Source organism: Saccharopolyspora sp. NPDC050642 (assembly GCF_040654735.1).
Classification (GTDB): Bacteria; Actinomycetota; Actinomycetes; order Mycobacteriales; family Pseudonocardiaceae; genus Saccharopolyspora; species Saccharopolyspora elongata.
In genome coordinates this window covers 32,447-45,142 of the sequence record NZ_JBFAIN010000018.1, presented here as the reverse complement: position 1 = coordinate 45,142, position 12,696 = coordinate 32,447, and the positions used below count along the sequence as shown (strand labels likewise).

The window sequence follows — 12,696 nt, the reverse complement described above, 5'->3', positions numbered from 1 at the left end:
ACAGCGATCACTCCTCCTCGGTCGGCAGCGCGACCTCGGTGGCGGCCTCCGGGCCGTCGTCGAGCAGCACCTGGAACCCGCTCTCGTCGAGCACCGGGACCTTGAGCTGCACGGCCTTGTCGTACTTCGAGCCCGGCGAGTCGCCGACCACGACGAACGCCGTCTTCTTCGACACCGATCCCGCCGCCCGGCCGCCGCGGGCCATGATCAGCTCCTTGGCCTCGTCCCGGGAGAACGTCTGCAGCGTGCCGGTGACCACGATGGACAGGCCTTCGAGGGTGCGTGGGATCGACTCGTCGCGCTCGTCGGCCATCCGCACCCCGGCGTCCCGCCACTTGCGCACCACCTCGCGGTGCCAGTCGACCTCGAACCACTCGCGGACGGCCGTGGCGATCGTCGGCCCGACGCCGTCGGCGGCCGCGAGCTCCTCCTCCGACGCCGCCTCGATCCGGTCCAGCGAGCCGAACTCGCGGGCCAGCGCCTGCGCGGCGGTCGGCCCGACGTGCCGGATCGACAGCCCCACCAGGACCCGCCACAACGGCTTCTGCTTGGCCACCTCGAGGTTGTCGAGCAGCTTGGCGCCGTTGGCCGAGAGGCTGCCCTCCTTGGTGGTGAACAGCGGCGTCTTGAGCAGCTTCGGCTCGTCGAGGTCGAAGATGTCGCCCTCGTCCTCGATCACGCCGGCCGTCAGCAGGGCGCCCGCGGCCTCGTAGCCGAACGCGTCGATGTCCAGCACCTTCCGGCTGGCCAGGTAGAACAGCCGCTCGCGGCGCTGCCCCGGGCAGCCCTGGGCGTTCGGGCAGCGCAGGTCGACGTCGCCCTCCTTCTGCTGCGCCAGCGGCCACCCGCACTCCGGGCACACGGCGGGCATGACGAACTCGCGCTCGTCGCCGGTGCGCACGTCGACCACCGGGCCGAGCACCTCGGGGATCACGTCGCCGGCCTTGCGGATCACCACCCGGTCGCCGATCAGCACGCCCTTGCGGCGGACCTCGTCGGCGTTGTGCAGGGTCGCCATCGACACCGTGGAGCCGGCCACCTTCACCGGTTCCATCACGGCGAACGGCGTGACCCGGCCGGTGCGGCCGACGTTGACCTGGATGTCCAGCAGCCGCGTGGTGGCCTGCTCCGGCGGGTACTTGTAGGCGATCGCCCAGCGCGGCGCGCGGGAGGTGGTGCCGAGGCGGCGCTGCAGCGGCACCTCGTCGACCTTGATCACGATGCCGTCGATCTCGTGCTCCGCGGAATCGCGGTGCTTGCCCCAGTAGTCGATGTGCGCGACCAGCTCATCCACAGTGGACAGGACGACGGTGTGCTTGGAAACCGGCAGGCCCCACGCCTTCAGCGCCGCGTAGGACTCGGACTGGAGGTTCGGCTCGAAGCCGTCCCGCTTGCCCAGGCCGTGGCAGATCAGCCGCAGCGGCCGGCTGCGGCTGACCCGCGGGTCCTTCTGCCGCAGCGATCCGGCGGCGGAGTTGCGGGGGTTGGCGAACGGCGGCTTGCCCGCCTCCACCAGCTTGGCGTTGAGCTCGGCGAACTCGTCCACCCGGAAGAACACCTCGCCGCGCACCTCGACCAGCGCGGGCACCGGGTACTCGTCGGTCCCGGTCAGCTGCTCCGGCACGTCGCCCATGGTGCGGACGTTGAGCGTCACGTCCTCGCCGATCCGGCCGTCGCCGCGGGTCAGCGCGCGTTCCAGCCGCCCGTCGCGGTAGAGCAGGTTGATCGCCAGGCCGTCGATCTTCAGCTCGCACAGGTAGTGCGCGTCGGTGCCCACCTCGCGCTCCACCCGGTCGACCCAGGTCTGCAGCTCGTCGGCGCTGAACGCGTTGTCCAGGCTCAGCATCCGCTCCAGGTGCGCGACCGCGGTGAACTCGGTGGAGAAGGTGCCGCCCACCACCTGCGTCGGCGAGTCCGGCGCCTGCAGCGCCGGGTGCTCTTCCTCCATCTGCTGCAGCTGCGCGAACAGCACGTCGAACTCGCCGTCGGAGACCGTCGGCGAATCGAGCACGTAGTAGCGGAACTGGTGGCCGCGGACTTCCTCGGCCAGTTCCGCGTAGCGCTCGCGCACGTCGGCGGGCACGTCTTCGACGCCTTCCGCCGAGCGGCCGGCGGCCGGGTCGTCGGGCACGACCTCCTCGGCGGCGGCCACTGCGTCGTTCGGGGCGAGATCCACGTCCTTGCTGGTCACGCCCCGAGACTAGCGAGCGCCCCCGACAACGGCACGCACGACGCGTCGTGAGTGATGAATCCGGTAAGAACCGGACTCAGCGCTCACGACTCGAGCGGCGCGGCCGCGGTGCGGTCCAGTTCGCGGACCAGTTCGCGGAGCTCCAGCAGGCCGATCGCGCCCTCCGGTTCGAGTTCCGCGGTCTCCACCCGGCCCAGCCGGTCGGCGGCCAGCCGCTCGCCGAGGGTGGCGTCCAGCGGCAGGAACGTCAGGGCCCGGCGCGCGTTCTCCTCCAGGCCGCTGAAGCCGGGGTGGTAGACGGCGACGTCGACGAGCCCCTCCGCCTCGTCGACCTGGGCGACGACCCGGACGTCGGCCAGCGGGTACTTCTCGCCCCGCAGGTTCACGGTGACCTCGGTCGGATCGGGCACCGGCGGCACCGAGTCGTGGTACTCCCACAGCGTGTCGTCCTGCGGCGCGGCCGCCATCCAGGCGTCGGTGTAGGGGCGCAGCTCCGGGTCGGCCTGACCACTGACGACCAGCGCGTACACGGCCTTCTCGCCGTGCTCGATGGCGAAGGTCAGGTTCGGGTGCACCTCGGCGAGCGCCTCGGCGACCAGGCTCTCGATCCGCTGCGGCACGCTGTCGCCCAGCGCGGAGGCGATCTCCGGCAGCAGGTCGTCCCATCGCTGCCAGAACCGCTCGGCGGCCTGGGCGTGGACATCGACCTCGGCGGCCTCGGCGTTGCCCGGGGCTTCGGCGTCGCGACGACGGAGGAACCTGAACATGCCCACATTGTGCCGGGCGGGGCGCGGTCTCCGGGCCCGATCCCGCGGACTCACCGAGCCGGGCGGTCACCCAGCTCGACGGCGACGAGGCCGACGAGGTCGCCGACGTCGACGCCGCGCACCTGCCGGGCCTCGGCCAGCGTGCCGACGAGCGCGTTCAGCGGATCTTCGTGGGTCGCCCGGCGCAGCGCGTCCGCGGCGCGCAGCTGGTTGCGGATCTTGCTGTTCGGGCGGTCCCAGGTGCTCTGCCAGGCCCATTCCCGGACCACCGCGCAGAGCACGCCGCGGTCGATCGCCGGCCCGCCGCTCAGCGAGGACAGGGCCTCCTGCACGACGGGGTGGTCCGCGCAGTCGGCGGCGCCGACGGCGTGCCGCGCCACCGCGGCGACGGCCCGCCGCAGGTCGGACTGGGTGGCGGTGCCCAGCGCCGCGATCAACTCGGGCGGGAAGCCGGTGATCTTGTCCAGCGGATCGGGCACGGTCACCAGGTCGTCGGGCCACGGCGCGACCGGGAAGGTCTGGAAGTCGCCGGCGAGCCAGGCCGGGCTCGGCGACAGCCCGGTCAGCCGCCCCGACAACGCCAGCATCAGCGCCACCGGGTCGGCCTGGGACCAGGGCAGGTCGGCGCGGGCGGCCTCCAGTTCGTCCGGTCGGCTGCCCTCCCGGTACTCCGGAAGCACTGCCTCGAACGACGTCCGGACGTCGCCGCGAACCGCGTGGGAGAAGCGCGTGAGGGTGCTCGCGTCCCAGAACACCGACACGGCGGCCTGCCGCGCGACCTTCCGCAGCACCTCGGGCCGCTGCCCCTGTCGGCCGTTGTCCTCGACCACCAGCACCCAGTCGCCGATCCGCCGGAGCGCGATCATGGGGTGTTTCTCCTGGTGGGCGAAGGCCTCCTCGCAGAAGTCATCGATGTCCAGCACCCGGCCGAGCCCGGCGACCGCACCGAAGTCCTCGGCCACCTGGTCGATACCGGCGGCCCGAACGAAGGTCAGGCAAGCGGCCTCCTGGATGGTGCTCCGCCGAATCCACCCGGCCTGCTCGAGCTCGCTGACGCAATGACTGCCCACGCGTTCTTCCTACCAGCGCAAGGACTTCCGCACTGCGGATTCCGAAAAACACGTCCAGGCAGGAAATCGCCACGGCGACCACGGACCACCCGAAGTCCACTGAGGACTATGCGGATGGCGGCATCTCGGCCACCTGGATCACGTCGTTCCTCCCGCCCCGAACCCGTAGCAGTCCACGAGCACTCCCTGCCAGCCTTCAAGCGCTTGCAACTTGCAACCACTCAGCCTTGGGGCCCTGAAGCTCATCGGCCGCGACAAGGACCACGCGCGCCGGCACGCAGACGAGATCGGAGACCGAATCCCGTGCGCAAGCTCCGAAAAACACGTCCAGCAGGAAACCGCCACGGCGCCCGGAGTTCACTGAGGACTATGCGGACGGCGGCATCTCGGCCACCTGGATCATGTCGTTCCTCATGCCCCTGACGAACCGTCCCCGCCCCGGCGGCCGCGGCATGGACGCCACGCCCGGCAGCAGCTCGCCGTCCCGCGGATCGCCGCCGAGCACCACCGTCGCGCAGTCGGCCGCACGCAGTTTGCCGAGGAATCGGGTGGTCAGCGCGTCGCCGATGTTGACGGAGTTCCGGCTGACGATCAGGTGCACCCCGACCTCCCCGCCCCGCACCAGGTGGTCCGCGTAGCGCTGCAGCGGATCCGGACGGCCCGATCGCGGATCCGCCGAGATCAGCTCGCAGTCCTCGATGATCAGGAAGACCTCGCGCGGCCGCTCGGCTCCGCTGCGGGGCCGGGACAGGCGTTGCTCGATCCGGAACGCCATCTCCGCGAGGATGCGCTCGAACTCCCCGCGCACCGCGGCGTAACCGAACTGCGGACCGTCCGCCTCACCGAGCAGGCCGCGCTTCGGATCCAGCACGATGATGTCGCACTCGTCCGCCGCGTACAGCCGCTTGATCTCGGCGATCGCCAACCGGACCAGATTCGTCTTGCCGGAGCCCCGCTCCCCCAAGCACAACAGGTGCGGATGCTCCGCCAGGTCGAGCTCGGCCCACCGCTCGACGCCGGTCACTCGGCCGAGGACGAGGTGCGGGCTCGCCAAGTTCTCGATCTCCCGGTGAGCGACCGCCGCGGGCGGGAGGCTGACCCCGAGCGCGGGCGAGCCCCGCCATTCGTCCGCGATGCGCCGCGCCAGTGCACGGGTGCTCTTGACCGCGGGTTCCAGGTCGGGGTGCATCCTCGGTTCGGCGGCGCGGAACTCCCGTCCTCCGACGGTCCCAGCGGCTTCCTGCGTGCCGCCGAGTTCCAGGTGGGTCGGGCATCGCGCAAGCCAGTCCCGGTCCTCCTCCAGCCAGCGATCGGCGGAGACGATCACGTGCACGCCGCGGTCGGCGCCGTCGCGGATCAGCTTCCGGACGCCGACGACCAGTCCCGGCAACAGGTCGGCCAGGAAGCTCCACTGCTCGACCACGAGGTAGACCGGCAGGAACGTGCCCGGCGGGTCCGCCCGCCGCGTTTCCACCAGCTCTTGGAGGTGGGCCACGATCGCCGCCGCGAGTTCCTCGTCCCGGGCCTTCGCGACCGAGCCGACGTGCGGCAGTTCGGACAGCGCGTCACCGCAGGCGTGCCCGTCGCCCAGGCAGATGAAGTGGAAGCCGACCTCCTCCGGCGTGTGGGTCAGTGCCGTGGCGAGGACGATGGTGCGCGTCACCGCGGACTTGCCGGTGAACGGATCGCCCCGGATCGCGATGTTGCCGCCGAACGGCACGGTCAGCGGCTCGGCATCGCCGGTCTCGACGACCTCGACCAGTCCGATGGGGACTTCCGCGCACCGCTCGTGGCTCTCCGCGGAAAGCCCGCGCTCGGCGGGAACCACTCGGCCGAGCACGTCGGCCAGCGCGATCGGATCTGCCAGCGGGCTCCGCAGTTCCGCTGCCCGCTCCGGCACCGCGCTGCTGATCCGGGCGGTCTGCTCGTGCCAGCCTTCTCCCGGTGGTTCCCAGGCGCGGAACCGGATCGGCCAAGCCCCGGCCTGTTTCAGCGATCCGGCACCCGCCTCGGGATCGGTGCCGTGGTCGATCCGGAAGCGGCAGAGCTCGTCGATCTCCGGGAACCGGCCCGCTACGTCGTCCCGCGCCAGCAGGATGACGTGAACGCCCACCTCCGCGCCCGAGGTCATGATCTCCAGCAGCTGCCCGGCCGCTCCGGGTTGGTAAGACGCGGTTTCCGCGAAGTTGTGGATGAAAACGAAGAGCTCCGGCCGGGTTTCGGCGCCCCGGCGGCGGGCGATCTCGCGGCGAACCGCCCTCAGCTCCGGGACCATGCCGGAGCTCGCGACCAGCGGACCTTCCGCGTACATAGCGACGTGCGGGAGACCGGCCAGATCGTGAAAGGGCCCCGCGGGCGAGCCGGCGAGCAGGACCAGGTTGACGTCGTCCGGCGAATGGGTCGACGCCAGCAGGAACACGAGCGACCGCAACGTTTCCCGGGCTCCTGCCCCGTGCTGCCCGATGATCAGCCCGTGCGATCCGCCGTCCGGATTCAGGTCCAGGTGCACGGTTCGCCCGAACACGTCGCGGCCGATCGGGAGGCGCAGCCAGTCGGGTGCGGTTCGGCGCCGCCAAGCGCTCGCGGGATCGGAGTCGGTGCGGGGGACCTGGAGCGGGTGCAGCAACGGATCGGCCGGCTCCTCGCGGTCGGCGATTTCCGACACGAGCGCGAGGATTCCACGATGCTGCGCATGGGGTTCGGCACCTCCCGGAGCGGGGAGCGCCGCCCGGAACGGCCCGGCGTGCGAGGAGGCTTCCGGGGATCCCGGGGTGAATTCGACGTGGCCGCGCAGATGTTGGCGAATCGCGTCCGGGATCTTCGACCAGAACCGCGCCGCCACGACCAGGTGCACTCCGAAGCTCGTCCCCTGGTCGGCGATCCGCTCGACCCGGGCCACCAGCCCGGGGTTCTCGTCGGCGAATGCCTCCCAGCGGTCGATGACCAGGAAGACGTCCTGGTGGTCGGCGTCGCGCGGGAGTTCGCGGTTGCGCCGCGCAGCCCGGAACGCCTCCAAGGTTTCGATCGCGGCGTCGCGGAACATCGCTCGCCGGGCGGTGATCTTCCGCTCCGCGGCGTACACCAGCTGTTCGACCTCGCTGTGCTGGTCTGGCCCGAGCACAGCACCGACGTGCGGTAGTCGCGCGAAGGCACCGAACCGGCTCTCGGAGTCGACGAGGTAGAACCGCACTTCGGCCGGATCGGAATCCAGCGCCAAGGCGAGCACCAGCGTGCGCAGGAACTGGCTCTTGCCGGACTGGGCGGGGCCGATGACCGCCAGGTGGTTCTCGGGTCCGGCCAGGCTCAGCAGGAACGGTTTCCGATTCGCCCCCGTGCCCACCGGCACGTTCAGCGTGCTGCCCGCCGGAAGATTGGTCCCGGGCAGCTCCGCCCGCAACGGTCCGAGCGCGACCGGCCCGGTCGGCGCCGGTTTGGGCCGCCGGATCTGCGCCGAGGCGGTCCGGGCGATGAAGAAGTCGCCGGCCATCCGGGTCTCGCGGGACGGGGTCTGCCGCTGCCCGTCGAGCTCGCGGAACACGTAGTTGTAGAGCTCATCACCGGTGATCAGGCCGTCGCCGTCGATGTCGGCGGCGCCGGTGCGGATGCCCTTCAGCACCGCGCGGGTGAACAGAGACGAAGGCACCGGGTCGCTGGAGGTGAGTTCGTTGCCCTCGTATGCGTACTCGACCGCGCTGGTCGCGGTCATGATGTAGGTGCCCCGGCCGACCAGCTGGCGCAGGTCGATCCCCTCGGCCGACTTGGGCACCAAGCCGTGCGAGAAGGCGCCGCTGTAGCAGCAGTCCAGCAGCACCACCTTCGTCCCGGCCTGGGATGCGCTCAGCTGGTGCTGGACGAACACCGAACCGACCGCGGAGGACTCGATCCGGTCCAGCTCGGTGTTGCAGGCGGCAAACAGCAGCTGGCCACGGTCGTTCTTGATCCCGTGGCAGGACAGGTAGAGCAGCACCAGGTCGTCCGGCCCGGCTTCCTGGAACGCCTCCTCGATGCCGCGCTCGATCTGGCGCTTGGACTCGTTGCGCAGCACCTCGACCTGGTCGAAGCCACCCTGCGACAGCAGGACCTGTTGCAGCTCCTCGGCTTCCCCCGCAGGCGCGCGCAGCTGGCGCAGCCCCGGGTCGCCGTACATCGAGGTCGCGATCAGCAGCGCGGTCCGGCGGCCCACCACGCCGCCTACCGCTGGTCCGAGGCGCCGCCGTCGGGGTCCTCGTCGAGGAGTTTCGCCGTGATCGCTTCCACCAGCAGGTGCTGGTCCTTCGCGGTCAGGCCGTCGAATTCGACCTTCTCGCCGTTCCTTTCGATGCTCACCCGGCGGGCCTTGGCCTGGTCGAAGCGGGCGACCAGCACCTTCGCGCACGCCGCAGCAGTGGCCGCGGAGAAGATGCCGCTCAGCACGAGTTGCCCGATTGCCAGCGCCGCCCCGGATTTCGCGCCATCCGGACCCTGACCGCGCACCCGGTCCACCCGGACCGCGCCCAGCTCGCGCAGCTCGGCGAGCAGTCGTTGCGTCAGGCTCTCCAGGCGCTCCGGGGTGTCGTCGGAAAGGTCGAAACCGACCAACCAGCGGGCCATTTCGCCAACCTTCCGCAGCTCGGCATCTCGATCTTCCTCACGGTAGCCGATCGATCACGCTGCGGAGGGCGGTTCGCTACTGCTCGGCTTCGTCGGCGAAGAGCTTCGCGAGGTCCCGGGTGAGGCTGATAGCGCGGCGGGACCACGCAGGTGTCGCGCCCGCGAGGCCGCAGGTCGGCGTCGGGACGCTGCGCTCGGCCAGCGCCCGGCGGCCGAAGCCGAGGCGGGAGGCCAGGCCGAAGGCCGGCTGGGCGATCTGGCGCAACCGGGCTTCGCCCGCCGGTTCCGTGCTCGGGACCAAGCCGAGGAACAGGGTCGTGCCCTCCTGCCACGCCTCGCCGAGCTCGTCGGCGAAGGAACCGGACACGTCGCCGAGCTTCGTCGCGTCCAGCGAGATCGCCCCGGCCCCGGCACGGCGCAGCAGCGCCACCGGCGGGCGGGCGGAGCAGCAGTGCACGACCACGGGCGAGTCCGTTGCGGCCGCGAGCTTCTCGATCACCTCGGTCAGCAGGCGCTGCGCGTCCGGTTCCGGGACGGCGGGCACCTTGCCGTAGCCGGAGGGCGTGGGCAGCGCCCCGGCCAGCACCGCGGGCAGGGTGGGCTCGTCGAGCTGCACGACGACCCGGGAGCCGGTGCGGGCGGCGACCTGCTCGGCATGCCGGATCAGGCCTTCGGTCAGCGACTCGGCGAAGTCGCGCAGCGCGCCCTGGTCGGTCAGCACCCGGTGCCCGCGGTGCAGCTCGATCCCGGCCGACAGCGTCCACGGGCCCGCCGCCTGCACCTTCACCGCGCGCGGCGCGCCCGCTTCGGACGCCGCCTGCTCGACGGCGTCCAGGTCCCAGCGCAGCAGGTCGACGGCGCGGCGCTGGTCCCGGCCGGGCCGGGAGGCGACCCGGTAGCCGGAGGGCACCACTTCGACGGCGAGGTCGACCAGCAGGCCGGCGGTGCGGCCGAGGATGTCGGCACCGACCCCGCGTCCCGGCAACTCCGGGAAGGGCATCAGGCCCGGCAGCTCACCGACGACCGTGCGCGCCACCTCGACCGGATCGGACCCGGGCATCGAGCCGATGGCGGTGGCGATCCCGGGGCCCCAAGCTGCGTCACTCACCCCGCCATTATCGACGGACCCCCGGCACCCGCCCGACCGGCCACCGCGCCCAGTGCCACTGCGCACGCCCAGGCCCACGAGCACCTTCCGGCGCAGTCGCCCGCCGTGCGTGTTTTCTGCTGCTATGGCGACACAAAAAAACGCGCGACCTCTAACCTGCAGAAACGCTGCTCCTGGCCCTGGTCAGCCGGTGAACTTGTCGCGGAGGACGCGCTTGAGGAGCTTGCCCGAGCTGTTGCGCGGCAGGTCGTCGACGAAGCGGATCTCCTTCGGCACCTTGAAACCGGCCAGGCCGCCGCGCGCGTGCTCCAGCAGCTCCGCCTCCGACACATCGGCCTTGGCGACCACCACGGCCGCGATGCGCTCGATCCACTTCGGGTCGGGCACCGCGATCACCGCCACCTCGGCCACCGCCGGGTGGGTGTACAGCGCGTCCTCCACCTCGCGGGAGGCGACCAGCACTCCGCCGGTGTTGATCACGTCCTTGATCCGGTCGACGACGAAGCAATAGCCCGCCGAGTCGCGCCGCACGAGGTCGCCGGAGTGGAACCAGCCGCCGCGGAACGCCTCGGCGGTCTCCTCGGGCTTGTTCCAGTACCCGGTGCACAGCTGCGGCGACCGGTAGACGATCTCGCCCAGCTCCCCCGGCGCGACCTCGTCGCCCTGCTCGTCGACGACCTTCGCTTCCACGAAGAGCACCGGCCGGCCGGCGGAATCCGGCCGCTCGTCGTGTTCCTCGGGCCGCAGCACCGTCGCGAGTGGAGCGATCTCGGATTGCCCGAAGCAGTTGTAGAAACCGAGCTCCGGCAGCCGTTCCCGCAACCGCTGCAGCACCGGCCCGGGCATGATCGAGGCACCGTAGTAGGCCTTGCGCAGGGTCGTCAGGTCGCGGGTGGCGAACTCGGCGTGGTTGGCCAGCGCCACCCAAACCGTTGGCGCGGCGAAGAACGAGCTGATCCCCTCGTCCTCGATCCGCCGCAGCGCGTCGCCCGGATCGGGCGCCTCCACCAGCCGGTTGGTGGACCCGATCATCAGCTGCGGCAACAGGAACACGTGCATCTGCGCCGAGTGGTACAGCGGCATCACGTGCAGCGGCCGGTCGTCCTCGCGGAAGTCCAGCGCCACCACGCAGGACACGTACTCGTGCAGCAGCGCGCGATGCGTCATCATCGCGCCCTTGGGCTGCGAGGTCGTGCCCGAGGTGTAGAGCAGCTGGACCAGCGCGTCATCGGCGACGGCGACTTCCAGCTCCGGCACCGGGCCGTCGACGCACCGCGCCAGCAGCGAATCCGGGCTGTCCCGCAACGGGATCACGCGCTCGACCGACGTCTGCGGGCGGACTTCGCCGAGCCGGTCCGCGAGGGCCGGGTCCACCAGTGCGGTGCTGCTGCCGGACTGCTGCAGCAGGTAGGCGAGTTCGCCGGAGGTCAGGTTGTAGTTGATCGGCACGTGCACCAGGCCGGCGCGGGCGCAGGCGAGGAATCCGATCAGGTAGGCGTCGGAGTTCTTGCCGTAGGCCGCGATCCGGTCGCCTTGTCGCGCCCCGGCGGCCAGCAGCGCGGCGGCGGCGCGGGTGACGGCGGCGTCGAGCTCGGCGTAGGTCCAGGAGCGCTCCTGCCCCGCACCGTCGACGAAGCGCAGCGCCTCGCGATCCGGGACTCGCGCGGCGCTGCGCCGCAAGACGTCTGCGACCGTGCTGGCACGAAGATCGAGCACAGGACCTCCCCGTTCGCGGCGTGATGCCAGACACTAACCGCGAAACCGGTCCCGCACTAGACCGTCAACGACGCCACAACTCGCGCAGCGCGTCGTTGACGACGTCGGGCCGCTGGCTGTGCGGCCAGTGCGACGCGCCCGGCACCTGGGAGGCGATGCGCTCCGCCGTCACGCGCGCGCACTCCATGATCGGTTCCCGCCGTGCTCGCGGTATGCCTGCGCCCGCCGTTGACGACCAGTGCGGGCCAGGTCTCCGCGGCGAGCGCCTCGACCGGGATTCCGCGCCCCAGGACGGCATCTCGTGCAGCGCGCTGCGCGTCGTCCGCACGAGCTCCGGCGGCGCCTCGAAGCCCACGGATTCGAAGTTGAGCCGTCCTCATCGGACAGATCGGGCGTCACCGACTCGAGGGCGTCCCGATTGCGCGCAGGCCGGCTCGATGAGCGTCAGGGAGCGGACCGACTCCGGATTTCGCGCGGCTGTGCCCGCAACCCTGCCGATCCGTCAGCACCAGGCGGAACTCATCGGTCAGCGGGAGCTGGGCGCCGAACCCGAATGTCTCGTGCACGGCACAGGTGCCGGAGCCGTGCACGAAAACCGCCACCCAGCTCCGTCACGTGCCGTGCAGTCATGCGCACATCCTGTCGCAGCGCGACAGCGGCCGACAAGATCACGAGCCCAGCGCCGCGACGGCCGCTTCCAGCGCGGCGTCGCGGAATTCCTCCACCGGCCCGTCGGTGGTCGCGCAGTCCTGCAGGCCACCGATCGCGACGGTCGCCCGGGCGATCCGGGCCGGCGACGCGCCGGGACCGACCAGCAGGGCGTAGGTCCGTTCGCGCCAGGCGAGCATCTGCCGCATCAGGTCGAGCTGCGCCAGCGCCGAAACATCCCGCAGGACCATCTCGAACACCTGCCGGTACCGCAGGACCACGTCGAAGTAGTCGGCGAGGAACTGCCGCGCGTCGACGTCGGCGGCCGCTTCGCGGTCGGCCAGCAGGTCCTCGACCTCGTCGACGAACGGCTGGACGATGCCGCGCACCAGGTCCGCCTTGGACGGGAAGTGGTAGTACAGCGCGGCTTTGGTGATGCCGAGCCGCTCGGCGACCTCCCGCAGGCTGGTCTTCTCGAACCCCTGGCGGGCGAACAGCTCCGCGGCGACCGCGCGGATCTCGGTGCGGGTGTCGACCCGTGTCCTCGGCATCGGCGTCCTCCTCCCGGAGGATCCTACTACCTGCCGACCGGTAATTTACTTGCCG

The 12,696-nt window shown here is 71.3% G+C and carries 9 protein-coding genes; all 9 read right to left on the bottom strand.

Annotation, left to right across the window (positions count from 1 at the left end):
* Positions 1-7: 7 nt before the first annotated feature.
* Positions 8-2,152 (bottom strand): NAD-dependent DNA ligase LigA, encoded by a 2,145-nt coding sequence (gene ligA, locus AB0H93_RS25440; RefSeq protein WP_358575792.1) that lies wholly within the window; start codon positions 2,150-2,152, stop codon positions 8-10.
* A 122-nt stretch (positions 2,153-2,274) separates the two neighbouring features.
* The gene (locus AB0H93_RS25435; protein WP_358575657.1) at positions 2,275-2,958 is read right to left on the bottom strand and encodes a hypothetical protein; all 684 of its coding nucleotides are present in this window, start codon (positions 2,956-2,958) and stop codon (positions 2,275-2,277) included.
* A gap of 50 nt (positions 2,959-3,008) precedes the next feature.
* Entirely contained in the window at positions 3,009-4,028 is a 1,020-nt protein-coding gene (locus AB0H93_RS25430) for a DUF6461 domain-containing protein (protein WP_358575656.1), read from the bottom strand.
* A gap of 367 nt (positions 4,029-4,395) precedes the next feature.
* Complete coding sequence (locus tag AB0H93_RS25425) at positions 4,396-8,211, bottom strand: FtsK/SpoIIIE domain-containing protein (RefSeq protein WP_358575655.1); 3,816 nt, start codon at positions 8,209-8,211, stop codon at positions 4,396-4,398.
* A gap of 8 nt (positions 8,212-8,219) precedes the next feature.
* On the bottom strand, positions 8,220-8,618 hold the full coding sequence (locus tag AB0H93_RS25420) for a hypothetical protein (protein ID WP_358575654.1): 399 nt from the start codon (positions 8,616-8,618) through the stop codon (positions 8,220-8,222).
* A gap of 76 nt (positions 8,619-8,694) precedes the next feature.
* Positions 8,695-9,726 carry a methionine synthase gene (locus AB0H93_RS25415; RefSeq protein WP_358575653.1) on the bottom strand — a complete coding sequence of 344 codons (1,032 nt, stop codon included), beginning with the start codon at positions 9,724-9,726 and terminating at the stop codon, positions 8,695-8,697.
* Positions 9,727-9,909: 183 nt separating this feature from the next.
* Positions 9,910-11,442: a fatty acyl-CoA synthetase gene (locus AB0H93_RS25410; RefSeq protein ID WP_358575651.1), complete on the bottom strand. Its 1,533-nt coding sequence runs from the start codon at positions 11,440-11,442 to the stop codon at positions 9,910-9,912.
* Between the two features lie 64 nt (positions 11,443-11,506).
* Positions 11,507-11,629 (bottom strand): hypothetical protein, encoded by a 123-nt coding sequence (locus AB0H93_RS25405; RefSeq protein ID WP_358575650.1) that lies wholly within the window; start codon positions 11,627-11,629, stop codon positions 11,507-11,509.
* A gap of 481 nt (positions 11,630-12,110) precedes the next feature.
* Complete coding sequence (locus tag AB0H93_RS25400) at positions 12,111-12,641, bottom strand: helix-turn-helix domain-containing protein (protein ID WP_358575649.1); 531 nt, start codon at positions 12,639-12,641, stop codon at positions 12,111-12,113.
* Between the last annotated feature and the right edge of the window lie 55 nt (positions 12,642-12,696).